Source organism: Bacillus cereus group sp. BceL220, assembly GCF_051776965.1.
Taxonomy (GTDB): Bacteria; Bacillota; Bacilli; order Bacillales; family Bacillaceae_G; genus Bacillus_A; species Bacillus_A cereus.
This window is the reverse complement of record NZ_JBPWBC010000006.1, coordinates 222,908-245,325: the sequence shown is the minus strand read 5'-3', so window position 1 is coordinate 245,325 and position 22,418 is coordinate 222,908. Positions and strand designations below refer to the sequence as shown.

Below are 22,418 nucleotides of genomic sequence, written 5' to 3'. Positions count from 1 at the left end.
CTGTTTATGAAAAATAAAATTGTTTAAAAATAGAGGGCCGACATTATAAACCTGCATTAATAATGTAGAATTGTGATGTCGGCTCTTTATTCATATTGCTTTAAAACTTATTTTCGAGAGGAGGTTAAGTAATGAGAGCGCCATATCAAGTATTGATATTTCCTTATATAAAAACTGCCGATTCTATTCAATATGCCATTTTTAACCGAAGTGATTATGGTTATTGGCAAGGAATAGCTGGTGGCGGAGAAGACGGTGAGATTCCTATTGAATCAGCAAAACGGGAAGCATTTGAAGAGGCTGGTATTACAAGAGAATGTCCATATATACAATTAGATTCTGTGTCTTCACTATCAGTAGAAGATGTAGTTGGAGGATTCCTTTGGGGAGAAGAGGTTTATGTAATAAAAGAATTTTCTTTTGGAGTTAAAGTCCCTACAAAAAACATATCATTATCTAAAGAACACTTCAATTATAAATGGTTATGCTTTGAGGAAGCAATAACGTTTTTGAAATGGGATAGCAACAAAACAGCATTGTGGGAATTAAACAAAAGACTATTAAAACAATAAAAGTTTTAGCTAACAAAGATAGTATTGGAACAAGAATGGAACCATTACAAACCTTTGCTACACTTCTAAACAATGTTTTAGATTATAAAATAGAGTAATATAGATTTTGTATAGGTAATTTACTAAGAGAACTTGTACTAAGAAAAGCCCTATACAGTTGACTCTGAAAAAATGAAAATAGTTAGAAATATTTTTATATCGTACGGTTTTTGGCTATGAATAACGGAATAGATATTAAGTATTCAACAGTTTAAATAAAACGAGTTAGCTTTTTATTTTAAGAAGAAAGATGACTCGTTTTATGCTAAAATTCGCTTAGTGTATATTTTCGTTAAAATGTGGGTGGGCCCCCTTTTAGCAAAACCGGAGTGGGAATGATGAGTATAAATAGTTTTGTGGGATTGATAAAGGACGAATTATTAAAAGAGGTAAGTATAAGAAGTGAGGATGAATTCGAGCCTGTAGTAGTTAAAGATATTCCTAGACTTTGGAAGTGTTTAGGAACAGGTAATTATGCCGCAGTATTCATGCACAAAGAATACAAAGATTGGGTAGTGAAAGTTTACGTGCGAGAAGGAGAAGGAATTGAAAAAGAGTCAGAAGTATACCGAAGAATTGGAGATCATCCTTCTTATTCAAAGCTTATATATAAAGGAGAAAATTTCATAGTATTGAAACGTTTAAAAGAAATTACCTTATACGATGCTATTCATAAGGGAATTAAAATTCCTAAGCAAGTAATACTTGATATTAATGAGGCTTTAGAGTATGCGAGGGAACAAGGGTTAACTCCTTGTGATGTTCACGGGAAAAATGTGATGATGGAAAAAGGAAGGGGATATGTAGTCGATGTATCTGATTTCTTAAAAACAAAAGAAGATAGTAAGTGGAGAGACCTAGAAAAGGCATATTTCACCTTTTATTTTCCTTTCATTTATAAATTGCCTTTCCCCGTTAAAATACCGTATTTTATGTTAAACATTGTTAGACGTTCGTACAGAAAATATAAGAAGCTTAAAAAGAACTTCAAATTATAAAAGGATCACATATGTTCCTGAAAACGATTTGAATTCACATAAATAACTTTAGAAAAATTTAAAATTTTGTTTAGGGGCTACTTCAAGACCTTAGCTTGCTGGGCATATGGTGCTACCTCAAAATATAAAAAGATTAGGAGTGAATCCTAATCTTTTTATTTATACATATTTTTGTTATGAATATCACTATCAATTCCAAAACGGGATATTTTGAATAAATGAAACCGTCAAAATAAGTGTTGATACGGAACCAGCAGTTACTAAAGTTACTATTTTTCGTCCATTCTGTTCTTTTGAAGGTTTTATAAGTTCTGTAATTAACACAATCCATATTATGATAGAGATTATTGAAATAATATCTATAGACATATGTAACACATCCCTTCTTGTTTTCACATAAATATTTCTTCTTTTATAAAATAAAAGCAATTTAACAAGAAAATATGTAACGCATTACAAATCAATATTTTCCTGTTAAACCACCTTTTTTAAATAGAAATACGACTGATAAAACGATAACAACACCCTTCAAACTTCCCCAATATGGATAAATAGCATGATCTGTTAGACTAGCATATTGAAAAATATTCTCTAAACCGAAAATTCCTATCATGACTGCTAAAATGAATGAAGCTGATCCATACGTCCCGTTATGATAGAGGGTAAATAAATAGACTGCGAAAATTAGTGGTAAGATGATTTGTAGTACGATTATCATAGTTCGTCCCCCATATTATTTATAATTATATTATATACAAAATTGTAATAAAAAGGAATACGACTTATTTGATACTAACAGAACTACTCTAATCATATTCTTCTATAAAAAGAAGAAAAAGGGGTGTACAGTTAATTGACAAAAGTTAAAGTTAGTTTACGACCCATTGTTCATAATATAAATTTACCAACCGTATTGAAAACAACAATACTTCCAGTCGAATCGACCGAAAGACTATTTATCGCAACCCAATTAGGAGAGATTTTTTACATAGGGAATGGAGTTATAAAGATATTTTTAGATATTCGTCACCTAATTATTAAATTAGGTACATTTGAAGAAGGTGTTTCTAGTAGCGGTTATGATGAACGCGGATTGCTAGGACTTGCGTTCCATCCACAATTTTATCAAAATAGGTTATTTTATCTACATTATTCAGTAGCCGGAACTCAAGGGCCAGGTGCACTTTCTGAACAATTTAAACCGAATCCTTGTGACCCTAAAACATTAAATTTAAAGTGGGTTAATAGAAATACGCAATATGATCACATTGATACTGTGGAAGAATGGACTTTACAACCTAATGGTCAAGCTCAAAAGCGACGAACATTACTGAATGTAAGAAGACCATTTTTTAATCATAACGGAGTCAATAGTTTAAACTTTTCACCTGAGACTGGAAAACTTGTTTTTACAAATGGAGATGGCGGATCAGGTTATGATCCATTTAACTTAAGCCAAGATGATTTAGAAATAGCAGGTAAAATAATTGAAATCGATGTAAGTAAAAATACATTTATAAATAACCCTCCTGTAGTTACACGCTTCGATGAACTTCCTTTATCTATACAAGAAACACTTACAGTAATTGCAAAAGGAGTACGTAATATAACCGGCATTTCATTTCAAAGGTTTTATAATCAATATATCAAATACGCCGGAAATGTCGGACAAGATATTGTAGAGTCTATTTTTTCATTTGTTCAATATAAACCTATACCGGTTACAGAACTTGTTCAAATGCATTTTATGAGGCTCACTCCCAATCAAGATGGGTTTATCAATTTTGGTTGGAGAGGATGGGAAGGGGATTTACCTACTTCTTTTATACGGCATTGTTCCGAAAATCAGACTTTGGATGAAAGAACAATGACTTATTATGATGAAACAATACAAACTTCAGCGAGGCGTATTCTGCCTCTACTTAGTTATTTTCATCAAGATTCCAGACCCGATAAGTTTGGAGGAACTTCCCTTACAGGAGTTCAGCCATATATGGGAAATGCAATTCCAAATTTAACAGGTAGCGTAGTGTTTACTGACCTTGCTAAGAAAGAAGATTCTCGACCGCCAGTTAAAGGTGTTTTAGCATATACTAGAGCAGGTACAGACGGTAAACATGCTGATTTTCATGCTATTGAAACCAATTATGATTTTGGTACGCAAGCAGCTTATTATATGAGTTTAGGAACAAATTTGAATCAAACTAAATTATATTTAGGAGTTTACGGTTCTATGAAAGTAACTGATTTTAATAAAGGTACCATTTTTGAAATTATCCCTTAATACGATACAAATTATCAGTCTAAAAATATAATATAAGGAATTCATTCTGTTCCCAAAACGCACGACTTAACTTATCCCCCTAAAAATCTTCAATGTATGAGCATCTATTAACTTGCAGAAAGTAACTCATAAACCGTATGTGTACGAATAATATAGAAAGTAATGAATGAGGTATCTTTAGGGGGTATTTTAATGAATCGGTTTGTACGTTATTGGTATCAACTGATGATAGAGCATGATACAAGCTTTGTTCATAAAAGGAAATTGTCCATTGCGAATAAATTAGTACTTACAGCTTTGATGAGTGCATTGGCTACCATGTTTCAAGCAGCGGGGAACTTAATTCCTGGTATAGGTTTGCTCATTAGTCCATTTTCGACATTACCGATTTTTTTTGCTATTTTCTATTCTATTCGTGAGGGAATACTTTCTTATATTCTTACTATTCTTCTATTATTTATTATTGAGCCCAGTGAACTAATTGTTTTTCCTTTTACTACAGGCTTATTAGGTCTAGCCTTAGGGGTATCCTTTTTAAAATTAAAGAAAAGAATTTGGATTGTTTCTTTTTCAGCAACTTGTCTACTTATAGGTATTATGATCGTTCTCGATGTTTTCCGCTTTCCGGTACTTGGTCCTGCTGTTCATACAACTATGGATATAAAAATTATTTTATTGATATTTATACTGAGCTTTCTATACTGCTGGATTTATGCAGGTTTTTGCAGAATAATGATGAATAGATTATGTAAAGTGTTGTATTGACAATGGCATAATGAAGATTGGAGAATGCATTCATGACTAACGTTGCAGTTAGAAGACCGAATTTGAATGATGTAGATGAACTATATTTATTTTTCCGTATCGTTATTACGAATACATACAAAAATGAAGGATTGTCACAATTATTGGATGACATAGAAAATGAAATTAACTCAAAAAAGCGGTATTTGAAAAGTGATTTTGAAAGTAACGGAGAAAGTCGTTACTTTTTATTAGCGATTGATACAAATAACGATAAAATCCTTGGAACAATTGAAGTTGGTCCAGCAAGTACATTGATTAATAGTTGTACAGGTGGTGTACTTAAGGATTTGTATGAAATAGGAACTGTATTTATACTTCCAGAGTATCAAAGAAAGGGTATCGGGAGTTTACTGCTACATACAATGTTTCTTACGTTACTTAGCAGAGGAATAACAGAATTCTGTTTAGATAGTGGATACAGAAAAGCGCAAAGTATATGGACAAAGAAGTTTGGAGAGCCTAGTTATGTACTGAAAGATTATTGGGGAGAATCAAGTGATCATATGATTTGGAAGAAGAGTTTACATGATACACCTATAATATTTGAATTATAAAATGAAATATACCTATGAACGTAGCTTTTCTTACATATGTATGCTATTATTTATCTTTATAATAAAAGAGGACGTGAATGAACTTGATTAAAATTAGTATCCCTGAAGTTGATGTTACAATTACTGAACGTAAACAAGTTATTAAAGGAGACGAGCCAATCATTACTCCAATTAATGGATTTATCGATTTCCACTTGTTCCCTAGAGATAAAGGCGGCATTTTTATGTTTTACAATATTAATGACGAACTACTTTTCGTAGGTAAAGCTCGTAAAATTAGACAACGTATTAAGAAGCATTTTGAAGATAATGTTTCACCAATTAAAAATCACCGTGATGAAGTATACCGCATTGATGCATGTATCGTAGAAGATCCAACAGAAAGAGAAATTTACGAAACGTATATCATTAATGAATACAAAGCGAAATATAACGTTGATAAAGTATTCTACAAATAATCAACATTAATAAAAAACAATCCTAGCTAATATGCCAGGATTGTTTTTTATTTAGATTTATTCTTCATATCTTTCTCCTTTTTTCAAATGATTAGCCACAATAAAACAGAATATCCCTATAAATATAAGTACAATACCAAGCGTTTTATGTTTTCCCTCAAAGAAAGGAATATCTGAAATAACATTTGTCATACATAGTCCTAAAAATACAAGGATAGGGCCCATCCAAAGTAATACATTACCGAATTTTGTGTGCTTCCACATAATAACCCTCCTTAATTCTCTTTACATATATATCCATAAACGAAAAGTAAATTCATAGAGAAATATAGTTTTTTTCATATCGAAAATTTAACCCTCATATATTGGTACAAGCAAAAGAGAAAGGAGACCATCATGAATTGGTTAGAAGCTTTCATATTAGGTATAATTCAAGGTTTAACAGAATTTTTACCAATCAGTAGTACCGGACATCTTTATTTAGGAAGGCATTTATTTCAATTAGATGAAGCAGGCTTATTTTTAGATACGATGTTGCATATTGGGACTTTACTTGCAGTGTTTATTTATTACAAAAAAGAATTTATATATTTAATTAAAAACCCATTTTCAAAGCTCATGTTATTACTTATTGTTGGGACGATACCTGCAGTTGTTATTGGTTTATTGTTTAAAGACTTCTTTGAAGATATTTCAAAAACAGGAATCACGATCGGTTGGGAGTTTTTAGTGACCGGATTCTTTCTCTACATGGCAGATAAACAAAAGAATGGTCGTAAAAAAATGGGTGACATAACATATAAAGACGCATTAATTATCGGTTCATTTCAAGCTGCTGCTATTTTTCCAGCCATTTCCCGTTCTGGAATGACAATTGTCGCTGCATTATGGAGAAAATTAGACCGTGAAACTGCTGCTTACTTTTCTTTTTTACTGTCGACACCAGCTATTGTTGGAGCTATCATTTTGCAATTTGCAGACGTTTTTCAAGGGAAAGCAGAATCTATTTCTAGTACATCTTTAATTGTCGGAACGTTATCAGCAGCGTTTTTTGGATACATAGCCGTTTCATGGATGATTCAATATTTAAAACGTCACTCCTTAAAAGTATTCGCGTATTACGTATGGGGATTAGGTATTTTAATTTTAACGTTGCAATTTACTGATGTATTTTAAGTATAATGATAAAGAAGTTAATTAGTTTAAGATCCTGTTTCATTCATACAAGGCAGGATCTCTTTTTATTAAGGGGGAAAATATGTTTAATAAGGCTATCGTTATTGGTGGAAGTATGGCAGGAAAGTTTGCAGCAAAAGCATTATCAACTTTTTTTAAAGAAGTAATCATTTTAGAAGTCGGTGAAAAATGGGATGGAAAAGCTTCAAGAAAAAGAGTTCCACAAAGTAATCATCCTCACGTGTTATTAAAAGGTGGAGAAAAAGCAATTGAAGAATTGTTTCCTACTATTACGAATGAATTAATAGAAGCGGGTAGTATTATAAACAACTTTACACGTGATTTGAAATGGCATCAATTCGGTCTATGGAAACAACCGTTCATAGGGGAAGTACATATGATTCAACAAAGTCGTCCTTTACTAGAATGGCATATTCAAAAACGAATACATCAGATTTCAAATATTACTATTAAATATGAAACATTGGTTAAAGGGTTATTGGTAGATGAAAAGCTTAACAAAGTGTGTGGAGTAAAAGTTAAATATTTAGAGACAGACATACAAGAAGAAGTTCATGCAGACCTTGTAGTTGATGCGAGTGGATTTGGCTCAAAAAGTATAGAGTGGTTACGAGAATACGAAATTGAAGTACAAGAAGAGAAAGTTCGTATTGATTTATTTTACGCAACGAAAATGTTCAAACTTAAAGAAAATGAGAAATTAGACTGTTGCAATGTGCTAATGTCTCCGAGTTTCCCTGATAACCCTTATGGCGTTCTTATTCAAACGATAGAAGATAATCGTTATTTTGTTACTTTCAGTGGATACGCAAACGAGAAAGCACCACAAACAGATGATGAGTTTTATGATTTTGCTGAAAACCTATCAATTTCTAATGTTACAGACTTCCTAAACAAGGCTGAGGGAATTACTGATATAAAGACATACAAAATTCCCTATCAAGTACGCCGGCGATTTGATTTAGTGAATAATGTACCAGAAGGCTTATTAGTTGTTGGAGATGCGCAATGTCGTTTTGATCCCGTTTTCGGCCAAGGCGTATCAGTTGCTGCTATGGAGGCTCACCAGTTGCAATTACTTCTGCAAGGTAGAAAACAACTTGATAAAACATTTACACAACAATTTTATAAAAAGGCAGCTAATATAATAGAAACCCCATGGGATATGACAACAACGGAAATATCACGTCATCCGCAACTAAAGAGAGAATTAACTACAAAACAAAAATTTCAGCTATGGTATACGAAACAAATATATCGACTATCCGCAAGTAATTCTGATGTTTATATTCGGTTAGTACGAGTGATGAATTTAATTCGTAGTCCATTTCATCTTTTTCATCCGAAAGTGCTACTATCTGTATTACTTAATCGAAAGTAATAGCAGGAATATAATTGATTAAAAAAGAATGTATAACAGTTAGTAAATCTAGAAGGAGAATACGGGATGGAAATATACATAGAGCAACTAAAGAAACAAGATGCTAAGGATTTATTTACGTTTGAACTTACGAATAAATATTTTTTTGAAACAATGGTACCAAATCGTGGCTCAAAATATTTTGAATTTGAATATTTCCAAAAACTACTAGACGATTTATTAATAGAACAAGCAGATGGAGATTCTTATTTTTATTTAATTCGTAATGAAGAAAAAGAAATTGTAGGGCGAATTAATTTAGTAGATATAGATACGGAAACTCGAATTAGTTCTCTAGGGTATCGGGTCGGAGAAAAATTTACTAAAAAAGGCGTTGCTACAGCAGCCGTAAAATTAATTTTAGATGTAGCGAAAAAGAATGAAATTACTGAAGTTCATGCTAAAACAACTACTAATAATCTCGCATCACAAATTGTACTAGAAAAAAGCGGATTTTCTTCTTATCAAAACGAATCAGATATAACATCTGTAGAATTAAATGGAGAACATGTGAAGTTTGTACACTATATTTGGAGAAATACTTCGCGCTTATAATAAGGAGGACTTATTCATGAATGATTTACGTTATCCAATTGGCCAATTTACATACAAACGTCCTATAACTGAAGAAATGATTGATACATGGATTCAAGAAATTGAAGATTTACCTCATGAACTAACAAAGGCAATTAAAGATTTAGATCAGAAGCAGTTAGATACACCATATCGCGTTGGAGGGTGGACTGTCCGTCAAGTTGTTCATCACGTTGTTGATAGCCATATGAATAGCTACATACGCTTTAAATTAGCACTGACAGAAAAGAATCCAACTATTAAGCCGTATAAAGAAGAGAAGTGGGCAGAGTTACCCGATTCAAAATTACCGGTAGATGTTTCACTAGTAATGCTAGATTCATTACATAAAAGATGGGTTAACCTTTTATATTCTCTAGAAATTGAAGATTTAGAAAAGACATTTAACCATCCTGAAACTGGTGAAACAAAACTTGCTGTTGCAATAGGACTATATGCATGGCATGGTCGTCATCATACCGCTCATATTACCTCGTTAAGAAAGCGACTTAATTGGTAACATGGAGATTACATTAGAGAAGGCGACAGAAAGTGATACAGAAGTTATATTTCAAATGCAAATAGACTCATTTAGCCCTTTATTACATAAATATAAAGACTATGAAACAAATCCAGCAAATGAAACTATCGAAAAAACTATTTGTAGAATAAATCATGTAGACGGTGGCTTCTATAAAATAATAGTGGCAATGAATCTTGTTGGAGCGATATGCATTTCACAAAAAGAAACACCCTCTAAATTTTGGATCAGTCCAATGTTTATTCACCCGAGTTATCAAGGAAAAGGAATTGCCCAAAAGGTACTTACATTAATTGAGGAAATGTTTCCTGAAGCAACGAGCTGGGAACTTGCTACTATTTTAGAAGAAGAGAAAAATTGTTTTTTGTATGAAAAGATGGAGTATAAAAGAACAGAAGTTATAAAGAAATTAAATGATGAAACTACACTTATTTATTACAAAAAAGAAAGGTAAAGCATATAAAATACGCTTTACCTTTTTATGTTATTTTAGATTAAAAATACAAAAATAATGTATGTTCTTCCAAAATACTCGGATTAGTAATTTTAAAAATGAATAAAAATACAAAAACCACTACTTTGTCGTAAAGGTTACTAACGCTTTTTGAATGCTTAAAATACTATCGTCACCTTTAAATTCTTTCGTAATTGGATCCTCCATACTAGACACCCAAATTTTAAGTTCTGCATCTAAATCAAAATGCCCAGCCGTTTCGATGCTATATTGTGTAATACTTTTATAAGGAATAGAATGGTATTCTGTTTTTTTGCCAGTTACTCCTTGTTTATCTACTAAAATAAGACGACGATTTGTAAATACGATTAAATCACGAATTAATTTATAAGCATGCTCTACTTTTTCATCGTCTAGCATAATCTTCTCTAAATCACGTTCTACACTTTCAGAACTCGTATTTGATGCATTTCCTAAAATACCGCTAAATAAACCCATATTAAATTCCTCCTTTAATATATGTGGAATGAATTACTTATATTGTAACATGTTACTCACAAAGATATTATGACATTACTTTAGTAGTTTCTGGTTATTGTTGTAATTAGTTTATATAACCTCATCTTAAAATCTTATGCTAATATGAAATTAAGAAAAAAGAAGCAGAGGGATATAGCATGAAGAATATAGGTTTAGTATTAGAAGGCGGAGGAATGAAAGGTTTATATACTGCAGGTGTACTCGAATATTTCATGGAAAAGAACTTATTCTTTCCGTATGTAGTCGGCGTATCAGCTGGAGCCTGTATGGGAGCAACTTATTTATCACGTCAAAAAGGGAGAAATAAGAAAGTAAATACAGAGCTAGTAGCAGATCACCGTTATATATCTTATCGAAATTTGATTCGAAAACGCGAATTATTCGGAATGGATTTTTTATTTGATGAAGTACCTAATAAAATTGTACCATTTGATTTTCAAACTTTCTTAAAATGTAATGAACAGTTTGTCATAGGGACGACTGATTGCGAATCAGGACAAGCCATTTATTATAATAAAGCAGAACACGGAAATGATATTTTAAAAATCATTCGCGCCTCAAGCTCTGTACCGTTTATAGCACCTGCTGTAGAATATAATAATCGAAAATTATTAGATGGAGGGATTATAGACCCTATACCAGTTTTGAAAGCCCAAAAGGATGGTTATGAAAAGAACGTTGTCATTATGACAAAGCCAGAAGGATATGAGAAGCAGCGAAATAAATTTTCAGGCCTGGCTAAAATTTTATATAGAAAATATCCGAAAATCGCAGAGAATTTAGTAGACCATTATCGTTTTTATAATGAGACGATATCTTATATGAATCGAGAAGAACAAAAAGATAATTTTTATGTAATTCAACCAAGTGTACAGCTTCCTATAAGCGGAATAGAAAGAAATAAGGAAAAGCTCGTTAATCTATATAATCTTGGGTATATAGATGCTCAATATCATTATGAAAACTTATTAAATTGGATAGGGAAATAAAGGGGTGGAAAGTTGAAGTTAGGAAAACGAATTATTTTTAAGGAATTGCAGAAAATGCATAGTCCACTTCATAAACCGTTTCCTTATCGTGCTACAGCAAAATTGCAGCGAGACTTAAAAAGTAAATTTACCGAAGATGACTGTATAAACGCTGATTTTAATCATTATTGGATGCATACAGCAGCTACTTTAAATTCTGTACTAAATGGAAACGAACAGAACATTACGTTTCAACAAATAAAGTGGTTAAGAAAATCGTTTTTTGAGTGGTTTCCGCAATATCGTTTTCTAGAAACAGAAATTGTGAATTATCCCATTTTGTATAGAGATTTCATAAGTTATGAGAAGACCAGGAAGCTATTACTTTATTACCTTACTGAATAAAAGCGAAAACGTACAGGTTACATTACTTGTACGTTTTTTTGTTCATAAAACATTCAATATTAACAACTAGTTTATATAGGAATTCTAATGAGAAGAAAGAAGTACATATAATAGAATGATACAGGGGAGGAGAGAGGAATAGCTGTTTTACTTTAAGTTATTGTCCAACTCGAATACAGTTAGTTATTTATGTTAAAATATTTCGAGTGAAATCAAGCTTTTAAGGATTTCATTAAACATTAAACAAAACAAGTTAGCAACGTAGAAGGGATAACATTAACATGAAAAACGTATCAAATATAGATAAAGTAGAATCAATAAAATCTTTACAGTCAACAATTAGTAAACTTGAAAATGCCTTATCACAGATGACTCAAAAAGGATCAAATACTACTTTAGTGAAAAAAAGACTCAAAGCAGCTAGTATCGGCTTAGCTATGTTAGAAAGTGTTTGGAAGCAAGAAACTCATTATTATACTCAGGAAGATTTAGCAGAAGCTCGTAATGTTCTAATTGGTTTGCTTCCATCAATTGAAAAGATTTACGTTAAGTCAAAGCTTGGGAGTCCTCAAAGAACGCTTTTAGAAAGAAGAATAAAATCATTAGAACTTTCTATTCAGGCAATTGATTATTTTTCTAATAAATAACTTCGCTAAACAAATAACTTACGACTACTTTTATATAGGGATTCTAATGAAAAAAACTACATATAGAATACTACAAAGGAGGAGAGGTGACTACAATAATCAGTCCTAAGTTAGAGAAGCTTAAAAATTAATTAAAGAACGGAAACAAAAAAGCTCTTTATACTTTTTTGCATGAAATAAAGTCAAATCACACGCCACTAATAGAACAATGCCCTGCAGATAATCAGTATAAGCTTATAACGTATATATGGTTAGGGGATCAAAACACTGAAAACGTTTATGTATTCGGTAGTTTTCCTGGTTGGGATTTGTCTGTAAATCAATTACAACGATTGTTACAGACAGATATTTGGTATGTAACGTTTAGGACGGATAAGAGTTTTATTTCAACGTACTATTTTTCAGTAAACGATGTTTTCGAAAATGATTGGATAAAGCGTAGTGAACAGTACGAAATAGACCAATTTAATCGAAATACATTTGGAGAAGGTACCAATAAAGCGTCTGTGTTAAACATAGGAATGGAGGTGCAATATAGCAGTCGTTTTCCTTCAAATGATTATCCATCCGGAAAGATTGAAACATATTCTTTTTATAGTTCGATTTTAAATAACACACGCAAAATTCATATTTATACGCCTCATGATTATTCTCACACTTCACATCTTCAAGAACTTCTCATTGTATTTGATGGGAATTCATTCATTAATTACCTTTCAATCACAAAAACACTTAATTATTTAATTTACGAAAAAGAAATCCCATCGTGTATTGCTGTTGCTATAGATCCTGTCGATCGATTAGAAGAGCTAACTTATAACGATAAAATGAATGCATTTTTAACGAAGGAATTACTTCCGTGGATTCAAGCTAAGTATCACGTTTATCAAGAAAAGAATCATATAACAATTGCTGGTTTCAGTCTTGGTGGCTTAGCAGCTTTTTATGCAGCATTTCAAAATCCACATATTTTCGGAAATGTGTTGTCACTGTCTGGATCCGTACATTGGAAAAAGGATAATTATGAAAATACAATTCCTTGGATTGAAAATCAAATTTCATCAATATATTCTAATGCGACTCATCTACATTCTTACATAGCAGTAGGTGAACTCGAAAACGAACCTCTTTTAACGGCTAATAGACGGCTATATAAAGCTTTAGAAGAAAAGAAACGCCCAAACACCACTTACGAAGAGTTTCAAGGCGGACATGATAGCGTATGGTGGCGAGAAAAGCTATTCGATGGATTAAGGGCATTAGAATTTACAAAAACGACATTAGAAAATAAAAAGGAGAGAGAATCTATGAATCAAGAAGAACTAGATAAAAAACTAAAAAAACAAGAGATTTTAGTAAAAGATGAGAAAGTTTGGTCTTATACGTATGAGGATCATATTAGTTCTATCGTTAAACAAGCAGAACAGAAAGGAGCTTTTGATAATTTACCTGGTAAAGGGAAACCTCTTAATCTTGATAAAGATCTTTCTTACAATCCTGAAAAGCAACTTTATAGAACTTTAGCAAATAATCATGTTTTACCTAGGTGGATTGAGCTTTCAAAAGAAATTGATGATTTAAAAGAAAAACTAAAAGAAAATACAAATACTGCAGAAGCAGCGGACTTAATTCGAACTATTAATAAAAAGGTTTTAGAACATAATCTACTTTGTCCACCAAGCGCGCAAAAAATGAGGGTGAAAATGGATTTTTAACGATTTTCAATTAAGCTATCGCTTGCTATATAATTAAGTTAGGCATTTTCAATTCATTACTAAAGGGAGGCAAATGTAGTGAAGAATACGTATCAACTTCAAATTCCGAAAGAACTAGAACAGTATCGTAGTATTTTAGAAGAAAGTGTGAAACCGTATGTTAAAGTGTCTGGAACGCAAGCAGAGACAACGCTTTTTGAAAGTAAGTTTGGTGGATATCCGTATTTACCTATAGATCAAGAGCATCCTAAAGACTCAAACGGACAACCTATGATGTTACTTGCGCAGTTAAACCTTGAAGAAATACCAAACATTGAACATATGCCTCAACATGGAATGTTACAGTTTTTCATAAGTGCTGAAGAAGATCTTTTTGGAGCAGATTTTGATCATCCCACAAGCCAAAAAGACTTTCGAATTGTTTATCATTCTACAATCACAGCGGATTTAACTAAGGTGATTACTGATTTTAGTTATTTAAACACTTTAGATTTAGAGAATTTTATCATACCCAAAGCAGCAAAACTAAAGTTTGAGTTGGCATATCAACCAGTAACACCAAGAGATTATCGATTTGAAATGATTTTTAGTGATAACATTGATTGGGAAGAAATTGTTGATGAAGAAAATAATACAGAATTAGGCGAACTGTATGATGATTTATGTAAGGATCAAGGACATAAAATTGGTGGTTATCCATTTTTCACACAGACAGATCCAAGGGAATGGGAAGAAAAATACCAGCAACATGACATATTATTGCTGCAAATCGATACAGACGATTCATTAAATATTATGTGGGGCGATTCTGGGGTTGCTAATTTCTTTATACGTAAGGAAGATTTGTTAAATCTAGATTTTTCCAATGTCATTTACAATTGGGATTGTTACTAGAAGATATAAATAAAATAATAGCAAACAAAAAATCTTCCTGAAGGTGAGGAGGATTTTTTTATGTTAAAAATAAGCGTTATGTTAACTAGAATAAAAAACAATGAGTGTAATGAAAGTCAAGTCTAAATAACAGAAATAACAACAAATAATGTAAAGTTGTAAAACATGTGCAAATAGCAATAAATTCATTAAGTAAAACATAAAATAAAATTACTAATTTATATTTTGTATAGAAATAATTTTTCTGTATGAAAATTTCTTGCCAATCAAAAATGTTTTTAATTCGTTAAATCTTAAGCGATTATTGATTAAGATTTGCTGTGATGAATTTATAACAAATAAAAACGATAAAAACTGAAGAAATTTGTTTAGATAAGATTTCATGTGAATCTCACTAAAAATCTCTGTTTCGTCTCATTAAGTATAGTTTACTTGGTTTTTGATACCTGATATTACTTTGTTTCTACAACTGCCTATAATATATATTATGTTAACTGGATAAAAGTAATAAACTTATTATATGTTAGTGTAGATTGTTACGCTTCCCTTTTCATCGGATTCATTCTGTGTAATCGATTGTGTGCTTATTTGTTATTGTTGTTTTATGAGTTGTTGATGATAATGTCTCCAGATATAAATTATATTTAAGACAATAAAAAATGCAATTCGTTTTAAATGAACGCATTAAACGAATTGCATGGATATGATTCATAATAAGTTTTTAAAATTAGTTTGCTACAGCAATTGCTTCAATTTCAATTAATAAGTTATCGTTAATTAACTTTCTAACTTCGACAGCTGAACTTGCTGGTGGATTTTTAGTATCGATGTATTGATCTCGAATCTCTCTAACAATGGCCATCTGAGAAATATCTGTTAAGAAAAATGTTAATTTGACTACATCATTAAATTTTAATTCCGAAGTTTCCAATGCACTATTAATATTTTCGAATACTTGTCGCGTTTGTGTAGCTAAATCGTCAATTCCAACTATTTGACCATCAGTGTTAATCGCTACTTGTCCAGATATGTAAATTGTTCGTTTAGCGTTACTAACTTCAACTACATGTGAATATCCAAAAGTTGGTGGCATTGTTTCTGGATTGATAAATTTCTTTTGCACAGCTCTTCTCCCCTTTAAATATTTCATTTTCTTCATATGTTAGATTTTAATTTCAGATTATCCTCTATTTACTAATAATTATTTATCCGTTTAGCTGCTACATTTGTAGCTGCTCACAAAGTATTCTTTTAAAGGTTTATCGTTTTCTTTAAACAATAAGACTAAATCTTTACTGATTGTGTTTGCAAATTCGTTAAGTATAGATAAGTCTGTTGATTTAAATACAGGGATAAAAGGTTTTGAATTTTGATATAAACCTAATTTTTCGTAAACTATATTTAAATGTAGATCTATTTGTCTATCTGTTGCTACGTAACCTTTTACTAATTGCTTTTTCTTATAATTAATATCAGTATTAGTGTTTTGAAAATATTCTTCAAATGTTTCGTTACCTGCTGTTATTAAATTTAATGTTGAATATCGAGCATTTCCATAAAGACCAATTTGAACTTCTCCTAAATCTAAATACGTATTACCATACATCACGAAAGCCTCTTTATCTGTTAGTTCTTGTTCTTGAATAGCATAATAATATCTTTTCTTATTTCTTAAAGGTCGTTTCTTTTTTTAATAGTTTTCTTCAATATAATTTATTTGTCCAAAATCTAATAACACACTACTATACAGTAACAGACTATACGATTCTTTAGATAAATGATTAAACGTGTCGTTTCTTTTTGAAATAGATTCAATTTGATTTGAATGATCTTCAATGATCTTAAGTGTTGGTTTAATTAGAGGTTCACAAAGGTTATAAAGCCTTTTTCCTTCATAAGCTGTATGTAATATATTCTCCGGACTATTATTAGTGAGCATTTCATATTCCCTCCCTTACTAATAAATTCATTGTAAAATCTATGTATTTATTAAGTTCTATAAACGAAAATGAGTGTCCTCTAATAATCGCAAATTTAATCCCGAATTAAAAACCTTAGCATAGATATACTAAGGTTTCTTGCATTTTTATAATGAATGAATTCTTTCATAGTCTTTTTTAAATTGATTATCATTTTTTAACCAACTTTTAAAAGTTGGTTCCTTTATTTCTAAAATGGAACAAGTTTTAGCGATACATTTATTTTTCATATATTCCTTAAGGAAATTTTGTTTTCTCTGCTTAACAGCAGCTTGAGTTCTTTTTAGCTTTCGATCTTTTAATTGATCTAGACTTAGACTTTCTTTCTGAAATTCTTCATATTTTCTATGCAGATAAATATCTTTGTCTTTATAAATCCACTTTGAAAATAGTTGTATTGGTTTTCTTCCGGTTAAAATGACGCGATAATGTTTATTTTGATTTAGTAAATCGGCTGGTAAATTATGATTTTGTAGTACCTGATTTAAAGAATTCATAAAGTTATATGATCCTCCTACAAAGCTTACTGTATAAGTTTCATACTTGACGTAACCATCCCCATCAAAATATCCACGAACAAAATGATGCAAATATTCTTCTGGTACAAAAGGAAATTCGATGTTAAATGATTTACATGGCATAATTCCGTGTATGTTCATAAGGTCGTCTTTTATTGTTTTGCTATTAATATTTAGCATGTATACGCCTGTTTTTTTGTTTTGATAAAGTGGCTGGTTTGTTTTTAGTTCTTTTTTTATATTTTCTAAAATATAACTTTCTTTTTGAGATATACTGACACATTGATTTTCTTTCTGTATAACACCATCTGCTGCTATAAACCCTAAAATATAAGCCATGTTATTTGACCACGTTTTAAAATAATTTTCAGTTATGTCATACTTTCTCTTCCAACTCCCTATAGCGCGCCTTGGAACGTTGCTGTCTGATAAAACCATACGAATATACCTTGCAGATACATTAGCAAGTGTAGCTATTTCTGAAGTACTCTTCCCTTCTGCATATTGCTGCGTTATTTCCGATTTTGATAGTTTACATTTTGAGTTCTTTTTTCTTTCTATTTGCACTTACATCCTCTCCTTCCTTTTAATAATTTGAGACTTATCTTCTTCTATAACATACAACGAAACATATGTTCTTTGTTACGTATAAGAAGGAATTTACTAAATAAAAACAATTTACATGTACTTAATATTTGTCTTAGCTGCTGTGCGATTTGTACTTTATAGATACAAATAATGAATTTGACGGATTTATGAAATACAAGGCATTTTAGATGAAAGGTAAAATAATATAGTTTAAACTACAAATAGCTACAATAACAACATACGTAAATTGTTAATCGTAAAAAGGAGAACGAATGAATAAGAAATATACAAATCAAATTCATACTGATATGAGTTTTAAACCGAAAGATATTATAAGTTTAATGACGGATTACTTTAAAATAAAATCAAAGCTGCGTCCTATAAAGGATTTGCCTATCGTTTTATCAAATAAAGATAATGAATCGTTAGAGAGTGTTACATGGTTTGGCCATTCTGCTTCTCTTTTGAAAATAGAAGGTAAAAAACTATTATTAGACCCTATGTTTGGAGATGCCTCTTCCCCATTTCCTTTGTTTAATAGTAAACGCTATAGTGGTACTTTTTCTTTAGAACGTGATGACCTTCAAGAAATTGATGCGATTATCATTTCTCATAATCACTATGATCATTTGAATTACAAAAGTATTATGCAGTTAAAAGATCGCGCAAAGCACTTTTATGTTCCAACTGGAGTTGCACAATATCTTATTAAATGGGGTGTTTCACCTAGTAAAATTAGTGAGCATAATTGGTGGGACGAAATTACGTTTGATAATATTAAGTTAGTATGTGCGCCTGCAAGGCATTTCTCGGGACGTGGTATGACAGATAGAGATCGTTCATTATGGTGTTCATGGCTTATTCTTGGTCAAGAGACTAAAATTTTCTTTAGTGGTGATAGCGGTTATGCCCCTCACTTTAAGGAAATTGGTGATAAATACGGTCCATTCGATCTTACATTAATGGAATGCGGGCAATATGATTCGAGGTGGTCTGCTATTCATATGTTGCCTGAAGAAACTGTACAAGCTCATATTGATGTTAAAGGAGGATTACTTCTTCCAATTCACTGGGGTGCTTTTACGTTAGCATTACACGAATGGAGTGACCCGATAGAACGTGTTACGAAAGAAGCCAACCGTTTAGGTGTTAAAATTACAACGCCTCAAATTGGCGAATCTATTACGTTGAAATCTACAAATTATCCTTCATTCGCTTGGTGGAAGGAAATTTAATTTTAAAATATAAAAAGAGCGAATTCTCTTATAAAGAATTCGCTCTTTTTTCTGTATTTAAACTTATTTCACAATATTGGATTTCCCACTATCTAAAACTCTATTTGCTGGTACACTGGACATTTCAACCACTGTATTCATACTCTTATCAGTTAGTTCAATGAGTTCGTTTTCATGTTTTATTTTATTTAAATCCCACACCATTCCATGAAATTCATTATGCTGACCACTTACCTGTATAATGCTTTTTGTTTTATTTGAAGGCTGTATTTGAAGATTTGTAAATTGATTCCCACTAATTTCATTTGGCGTAGTTACTTGACTATCCATATAAATCATTTTTACACAGTCTTCTAAAGAAAAGTTCATAAAACGATTGGCATTTATCCAAGCTTGTCCGGTGCTCGGTTTTTTTGCTACTAATTTTAGTCCGGTTTCCATTCCTACAATTTTAATGTTTTCGAAGTTAACAAACGAAATTTCATTTTCTTTTCCAGCAGAGTATAAAGAAATTCCGGTACCTTTATTCGTTTCCGTCCAATTAATAATATTTATATCTTTTATTTGCGTTTTGTTCCAAGTGTTATAATATTTATTTTTACCGTCTAAATAAATAACTTCAGAGTTAAATTTAGGATCGTCAATAGCTATATACGCTCCTTCAATGGATGCGTTTTTCTCTAGTTCTAGAACTCTAAAGTTTCCCTCAACCACAAATTGTGATCCATAACCAAATAATAATTTCACACCTTTTTTAACAGTGATTGGTGACGTGATTTTATACTTTTTATCATCAAGCAATACGGTTTTTATTTTACTAGACGCTGCTTTATTAATAGCAGATTGTATTTTTATTGAATCATTTGCCCCTTTAAAGTCTTCTACATACAAGTTAGTACTTTTAGCTGCATAGTCTTTTTTGTTGTATTGATAAAAAGCAAAAATAATTAAAACTATACCAATGAGTAAAACAATTACTTTCTTCATCGTACTCACCCCATATCGATTAATCTATGCTTTTATATTTAGGTTATTATTATTTTGCTTTGTATTTCAGATTACCATTGCTGCTTTGTCTATGATTGAATTATATTATGTAGGATTTAGTAAACTGTTTGCTATACTAATACATCATTCTTATAATGTATTAATTTATGATTTCATAAAACAAAAGTCTGCTTGTACATAATGTAATCCCTTCCTCTATCCCTAATAAGCTCTTACTGGTGATATAAGATGTACTGCTGCAGATTGCTCTCCTGCTTCAATCAATATCGGTCTCATAGAACCGCCAAAGCTTAAAGTAATCGTTTCTTCTTTTATTGCTCTTAAAGCATCAACCATAAAACGCCCATCGAAAGATATATTTAATTGTTTTTCACCTTGAATCGCATCTATTTGTTGCGTTTCGGATATTTGCCCAATTTGAGAAGCGTTTGAAGAAATTTTAATTGTAGATTCGTTTATGATTTCTAAGTTAACATTGTTATTGGCCCATTCACTTGCTAATAAACTTGATCGGTCTACACCTTGTAATATCTTTTTTCTATCTATGTTAATAATCGTTTTAAAGTCGTTCGGAATAAGATTAGAAATATTAGGATATTTACCTTCGATTAGTCTTGAATATAATGTAGTTGTTCCGAGCGTAAATATAATATGACTCTCTGAAAGATAGATATATACGAATTCTGAATTGCTGTTCATTAATTTTAGAAGTTCACTAATGGTTGCGCTTGGTACAATACAATTTGCTTTTACATCTGAGGAAAGCAATGTTTCACGTATCGCTAGTCTATGTGAGTCAGTTGCAGCACAAATTAACTTATTATTAGATAACTCTATATGCACCCCAGTAAGAACAGGTCTAGATTCATTTTTCGCTACCGCAAAGACTGTTTGTTTAAATACTTCAATCAATTGCTCTGTCTCTACTTTGATTTCTGCATGATTGTCTATAAGCGGTACATTCGGAAACTCATCTGCAGGAAATCCATTTAAACTTAATGTGATTTCTTCTGATTGTATCGTAATTAATTGCTCATTCTTACTTTTTATTGCTATATCACTTGGCATTTTCTTTATTATTTCAATGAAATACTTTGCAGGTACAACAATAGTTCCTGCCTTTAAAATAGTTGCAATCTTTTCGTCTTCAATTGAAACAGGAATGAATTTTTCGATAAAAATATTCGAGTTACTTGCGATTAAAGTAATTCCAGATTGATCTGCAGTTATTTTTATACCAGATAATATAGGAATTAAAGATTTTGTTGATATTGCTTTACTTACTTCTGAAAGTGCTTGAGTGAATTGTTTGTGATTAACGATAAACTCCATGTTTTCCCCGCCTTACATGAGATAATATTTTTATGAAGATTGATGAACGATTGTTCCGTTAAAAAAATAAGGTACTGTTTCTTTCTTTTGTAATAAATCTAGTAAATGTTCTGGTATGCGTAAATACGGTGCTGCTATATGTAATTCCATCCAAGTAATCTCTTCAATTTCTTTTGGCCTTGATATATATGTCTCTCCGCCAATTATTTCACCTAGAAAATTAAAGAAAATTGCATGATGATCTCTTTCCTCAAAAAAGGCTTCGCTGATAGAACAAATCCCGTTTACATTTATATGTAACCCTGTTTCTTCTTTTACTTCTCGAATTACTGCTTCTTCTAACGTTTCTCCTAATTTAACTGCGCCACCTGGTAATGTATAATAAGAACCATTTTCCCCTTTGTTTTTTACCATTAAGATCTTTTCGTTTGTTTTATCGTATAAAAGTGCATATGTAACATTTACTTTTTTCATATGTACCTCCTCTATTTTTAATAAAAGGAATTTTCTGTCTTCTATTCATTTTACCATTAACTCCTTTTAATATATATAAGTTAGTTAAGTCTTGCCTTTACCAGTATTGGTGGAATTAATAAGAATAGGCTACTGATATAAAAAAAGAACGTACCTTAGGAAGATTATCCAAAGTACGTTCTTGCAGTTTTAGAATAAAAATTGATTCAATTAATACT

Annotated in this window: 25 protein-coding genes and 2 pseudogenes; 17 read left to right on the top strand and 10 right to left on the bottom strand. The window is 31.3% G+C overall.

Translation table 11 applies throughout. The features are described from left to right. The first annotated feature begins 131 nt into the window (after window positions 1-131). Together ACS2FK_RS18045 and ACS2FK_RS18040 are read left to right on the top strand one after the other, a co-directional pair. The gene (locus ACS2FK_RS18045; RefSeq protein ID WP_063547453.1) at window positions 132-572 is read left to right on the top strand and encodes an NUDIX hydrolase; all 441 of its coding nucleotides are present in this window, start codon (window positions 132-134) and stop codon (window positions 570-572) included. A gap of 377 nt (window positions 573-949) precedes the next feature. Then, window positions 950-1,609, top strand: coding sequence for a serine/threonine protein kinase (locus ACS2FK_RS18040; RefSeq protein ID WP_000026522.1), 660 nt, complete (start codon window positions 950-952; stop codon window positions 1,607-1,609). A gap of 189 nt (window positions 1,610-1,798) precedes the next feature. On the opposite strand, the gene ACS2FK_RS18035 is transcribed toward ACS2FK_RS18040, so the two are convergent. Together ACS2FK_RS18035 and ACS2FK_RS18030 are read right to left on the bottom strand one after the other, a co-directional pair. Next, entirely contained in the window at window positions 1,799-1,978 is a 180-nt protein-coding gene (locus tag ACS2FK_RS18035) for a hypothetical protein (protein WP_063547452.1), read from the bottom strand. 91 nt (window positions 1,979-2,069) lie between these two features. Beyond that, entirely contained in the window at window positions 2,070-2,327 is a 258-nt protein-coding gene (locus tag ACS2FK_RS18030; RefSeq protein WP_063547451.1) for a hypothetical protein, read from the bottom strand. A gap of 135 nt (window positions 2,328-2,462) precedes the next feature. Between ACS2FK_RS18030 and ACS2FK_RS18025 the strand changes: the two genes are divergently transcribed. From ACS2FK_RS18025 to ACS2FK_RS18010, 4 genes are all read left to right on the top strand, one after another. Beyond that, on the top strand, window positions 2,463-3,893 hold the full coding sequence (locus ACS2FK_RS18025; RefSeq protein ID WP_063547450.1) for a PQQ-dependent sugar dehydrogenase: 1,431 nt from the start codon (window positions 2,463-2,465) through the stop codon (window positions 3,891-3,893). Window positions 3,894-4,085: 192 nt separating this feature from the next. Beyond that, the gene (locus ACS2FK_RS18020; RefSeq protein ID WP_063547449.1) at window positions 4,086-4,658 is read left to right on the top strand and encodes a hypothetical protein; all 573 of its coding nucleotides are present in this window, start codon (window positions 4,086-4,088) and stop codon (window positions 4,656-4,658) included. A gap of 32 nt (window positions 4,659-4,690) precedes the next feature. After that, window positions 4,691-5,254: a GNAT family N-acetyltransferase gene (locus ACS2FK_RS18015; protein WP_063547448.1), complete on the top strand. Its 564-nt coding sequence runs from the start codon at window positions 4,691-4,693 to the stop codon at window positions 5,252-5,254. Between the two features lie 77 nt (window positions 5,255-5,331). After that, complete coding sequence (locus tag ACS2FK_RS18010) at window positions 5,332-5,712, top strand: nucleotide excision repair endonuclease (RefSeq protein ID WP_001048947.1); 381 nt, start codon at window positions 5,332-5,334, stop codon at window positions 5,710-5,712. A gap of 57 nt (window positions 5,713-5,769) precedes the next feature. On the opposite strand, the gene ACS2FK_RS18005 is transcribed toward ACS2FK_RS18010, so the two are convergent. Further along, on the bottom strand, window positions 5,770-5,976 hold the full coding sequence (locus ACS2FK_RS18005) for a hypothetical protein (RefSeq protein ID WP_000265470.1): 207 nt from the start codon (window positions 5,974-5,976) through the stop codon (window positions 5,770-5,772). 132 nt (window positions 5,977-6,108) lie between these two features. Here ACS2FK_RS18005 and ACS2FK_RS18000 point away from each other — a divergent pair, with 132 nt between their 5' ends. From ACS2FK_RS18000 to ACS2FK_RS17980, 5 genes are all read left to right on the top strand, one after another. Next, window positions 6,109-6,888: an undecaprenyl-diphosphate phosphatase gene (locus ACS2FK_RS18000; protein ID WP_001104276.1), complete on the top strand. Its 780-nt coding sequence runs from the start codon at window positions 6,109-6,111 to the stop codon at window positions 6,886-6,888. Between the two features lie 82 nt (window positions 6,889-6,970). After that, window positions 6,971-8,290: an FAD-dependent monooxygenase gene (locus ACS2FK_RS17995; protein WP_000482039.1), complete on the top strand. Its 1,320-nt coding sequence runs from the start codon at window positions 6,971-6,973 to the stop codon at window positions 8,288-8,290. A gap of 66 nt (window positions 8,291-8,356) precedes the next feature. Next, the gene (locus ACS2FK_RS17990; RefSeq protein WP_000409246.1) at window positions 8,357-8,884 is read left to right on the top strand and encodes a GNAT family N-acetyltransferase; all 528 of its coding nucleotides are present in this window, start codon (window positions 8,357-8,359) and stop codon (window positions 8,882-8,884) included. 16 nt (window positions 8,885-8,900) lie between these two features. Beyond that, window positions 8,901-9,422, top strand: coding sequence for a YfiT family bacillithiol transferase (locus ACS2FK_RS17985; RefSeq protein ID WP_000999062.1), 522 nt, complete (start codon window positions 8,901-8,903; stop codon window positions 9,420-9,422). Window position 9,423: 1 nt separating this feature from the next. Beyond that, window positions 9,424-9,897 carry a GNAT family N-acetyltransferase gene (locus ACS2FK_RS17980; RefSeq protein ID WP_063547447.1) on the top strand — a complete coding sequence of 158 codons (474 nt, stop codon included), beginning with the start codon at window positions 9,424-9,426 and terminating at the stop codon, window positions 9,895-9,897. A gap of 120 nt (window positions 9,898-10,017) precedes the next feature. On the opposite strand, the gene ACS2FK_RS17975 is transcribed toward ACS2FK_RS17980, so the two are convergent. Beyond that, on the bottom strand, window positions 10,018-10,395 hold the full coding sequence (locus ACS2FK_RS17975) for a PH domain-containing protein (protein WP_000522472.1): 378 nt from the start codon (window positions 10,393-10,395) through the stop codon (window positions 10,018-10,020). A 179-nt stretch (window positions 10,396-10,574) separates the two neighbouring features. On the opposite strand from ACS2FK_RS17975, the gene ACS2FK_RS17970 reads away from it, so the two are divergent. The 5 genes and pseudogenes from ACS2FK_RS17970 (at window position 10,575) to ACS2FK_RS17950 (ending at window position 15,066) form a co-directional block, all read left to right on the top strand. After that, the gene (locus tag ACS2FK_RS17970; RefSeq protein WP_023522107.1) at window positions 10,575-11,426 is read left to right on the top strand and encodes a patatin-like phospholipase family protein; all 852 of its coding nucleotides are present in this window, start codon (window positions 10,575-10,577) and stop codon (window positions 11,424-11,426) included. A gap of 12 nt (window positions 11,427-11,438) precedes the next feature. Further along, complete coding sequence (locus ACS2FK_RS17965; protein ID WP_000765936.1) at window positions 11,439-11,810, top strand: YxiJ-like family protein; 372 nt, start codon at window positions 11,439-11,441, stop codon at window positions 11,808-11,810. A 281-nt stretch (window positions 11,811-12,091) separates the two neighbouring features. Then, window positions 12,092-12,457, top strand: coding sequence for a hypothetical protein (locus tag ACS2FK_RS17960; protein WP_023522106.1), 366 nt, complete (start codon window positions 12,092-12,094; stop codon window positions 12,455-12,457). Window positions 12,458-12,543: 86 nt separating this feature from the next. Next, a pseudogene (locus ACS2FK_RS17955) lies at window positions 12,544-14,172 on the top strand (DnaJ family domain-containing protein). 78 nt (window positions 14,173-14,250) lie between these two features. After that, entirely contained in the window at window positions 14,251-15,066 is an 816-nt protein-coding gene (locus ACS2FK_RS17950; protein WP_000799810.1) for a YwqG family protein, read from the top strand. A 727-nt stretch (window positions 15,067-15,793) separates the two neighbouring features. Here the strand turns inward: ACS2FK_RS17950 and ACS2FK_RS17945 are convergent. The 3 genes and pseudogenes from ACS2FK_RS17945 to ACS2FK_RS17935 form a co-directional block, all read right to left on the bottom strand. Then, a complete protein-coding gene (locus ACS2FK_RS17945; RefSeq protein ID WP_001169705.1) occupies window positions 15,794-16,189 on the bottom strand; it encodes a RidA family protein in 396 nt (131 codons plus the stop codon). A 90-nt stretch (window positions 16,190-16,279) separates the two neighbouring features. Beyond that, a pseudogene (locus ACS2FK_RS17940) lies at window positions 16,280-16,969 on the bottom strand (hypothetical protein); the annotation flags it as partial. A 183-nt stretch (window positions 16,970-17,152) separates the two neighbouring features. Beyond that, complete coding sequence (locus tag ACS2FK_RS17935; RefSeq protein ID WP_001165411.1) at window positions 17,153-18,130, bottom strand: LAGLIDADG family homing endonuclease; 978 nt, start codon at window positions 18,128-18,130, stop codon at window positions 17,153-17,155. A gap of 293 nt (window positions 18,131-18,423) precedes the next feature. Between ACS2FK_RS17935 and ACS2FK_RS17930 the strand changes: the two genes are divergently transcribed. Continuing rightward, the gene (locus ACS2FK_RS17930; protein WP_063547446.1) at window positions 18,424-19,386 is read left to right on the top strand and encodes an MBL fold metallo-hydrolase; all 963 of its coding nucleotides are present in this window, start codon (window positions 18,424-18,426) and stop codon (window positions 19,384-19,386) included. Window positions 19,387-19,449: 63 nt separating this feature from the next. Here ACS2FK_RS17930 and ACS2FK_RS17925 read toward each other — a convergent pair whose 3' ends face one another. The 3 genes from ACS2FK_RS17925 to ACS2FK_RS17915 form a co-directional block, all read right to left on the bottom strand. Further along, the gene (locus ACS2FK_RS17925) at window positions 19,450-20,373 is read right to left on the bottom strand and encodes a hypothetical protein (RefSeq protein WP_063547445.1); all 924 of its coding nucleotides are present in this window, start codon (window positions 20,371-20,373) and stop codon (window positions 19,450-19,452) included. A gap of 222 nt (window positions 20,374-20,595) precedes the next feature. Then, window positions 20,596-21,726, bottom strand: a complete 1,131-nt coding sequence (gene dnaN, locus ACS2FK_RS17920) for a DNA polymerase III subunit beta (RefSeq protein ID WP_000394489.1) — start codon at window positions 21,724-21,726, stop codon at window positions 20,596-20,598. A gap of 30 nt (window positions 21,727-21,756) precedes the next feature. Next, window positions 21,757-22,200, bottom strand: a complete 444-nt coding sequence (locus ACS2FK_RS17915; RefSeq protein WP_000757628.1) for an NUDIX hydrolase — start codon at window positions 22,198-22,200, stop codon at window positions 21,757-21,759. Window positions 22,201-22,418 lie beyond the last annotated feature (218 nt).

Excerpts from the sequence above, each read along its gene's own strand:
- ACS2FK_RS18030 (WP_063547451.1), bottom strand. The coding sequence starts at position 2,327 with ATGATAATCGTACTACAAATCATCTTACCACTAATTTTCGCAGTCTAT.
- ACS2FK_RS17970 (WP_023522107.1), top strand. The coding sequence starts at position 10,575 with ATGAAGAATATAGGTTTAGTATTAGAAGGCGGAGGAATGAAAGGTTTA.
- ACS2FK_RS17915 (WP_000757628.1), bottom strand. The coding sequence starts at position 22,200 with ATGAAAAAAGTAAATGTTACATATGCACTTTTATACGATAAAACAAAC.
- ACS2FK_RS17930 (WP_063547446.1), top strand. The coding sequence starts at position 18,424 with ATGAATAAGAAATATACAAATCAAATTCATACTGATATGAGTTTTAAA.
- ACS2FK_RS18045 (WP_063547453.1), top strand. The coding sequence starts at position 132 with ATGAGAGCGCCATATCAAGTATTGATATTTCCTTATATAAAAACTGCC.
- ACS2FK_RS18015 (WP_063547448.1), top strand. The coding sequence starts at position 4,691 with ATGACTAACGTTGCAGTTAGAAGACCGAATTTGAATGATGTAGATGAA.
- ACS2FK_RS17980 (WP_063547447.1), top strand. The coding sequence starts at position 9,424 with ATGGAGATTACATTAGAGAAGGCGACAGAAAGTGATACAGAAGTTATA.
- ACS2FK_RS18020 (WP_063547449.1), top strand. The coding sequence starts at position 4,086 with ATGAATCGGTTTGTACGTTATTGGTATCAACTGATGATAGAGCATGAT.
- dnaN (WP_000394489.1), bottom strand. The coding sequence starts at position 21,726 with ATGGAGTTTATCGTTAATCACAAACAATTCACTCAAGCACTTTCAGAA.
- ACS2FK_RS17975 (WP_000522472.1), bottom strand. The coding sequence starts at position 10,395 with ATGGGTTTATTTAGCGGTATTTTAGGAAATGCATCAAATACGAGTTCT.
- ACS2FK_RS17990 (WP_000409246.1), top strand. The coding sequence starts at position 8,357 with ATGGAAATATACATAGAGCAACTAAAGAAACAAGATGCTAAGGATTTA.
- ACS2FK_RS18000 (WP_001104276.1), top strand. The coding sequence starts at position 6,109 with ATGAATTGGTTAGAAGCTTTCATATTAGGTATAATTCAAGGTTTAACA.
- ACS2FK_RS18035 (WP_063547452.1), bottom strand. The coding sequence starts at position 1,978 with ATGTCTATAGATATTATTTCAATAATCTCTATCATAATATGGATTGTG.
- ACS2FK_RS18040 (WP_000026522.1), top strand. The coding sequence starts at position 950 with ATGAGTATAAATAGTTTTGTGGGATTGATAAAGGACGAATTATTAAAA.
- ACS2FK_RS17925 (WP_063547445.1), bottom strand. The coding sequence starts at position 20,373 with ATGAAGAAAGTAATTGTTTTACTCATTGGTATAGTTTTAATTATTTTT.
- ACS2FK_RS18010 (WP_001048947.1), top strand. The coding sequence starts at position 5,332 with ATGAACTTGATTAAAATTAGTATCCCTGAAGTTGATGTTACAATTACT.
- ACS2FK_RS17985 (WP_000999062.1), top strand. The coding sequence starts at position 8,901 with ATGAATGATTTACGTTATCCAATTGGCCAATTTACATACAAACGTCCT.
- ACS2FK_RS17995 (WP_000482039.1), top strand. The coding sequence starts at position 6,971 with ATGTTTAATAAGGCTATCGTTATTGGTGGAAGTATGGCAGGAAAGTTT.
- ACS2FK_RS17960 (WP_023522106.1), top strand. The coding sequence starts at position 12,092 with ATGAAAAACGTATCAAATATAGATAAAGTAGAATCAATAAAATCTTTA.
- ACS2FK_RS18005 (WP_000265470.1), bottom strand. The coding sequence starts at position 5,976 with ATGTGGAAGCACACAAAATTCGGTAATGTATTACTTTGGATGGGCCCT.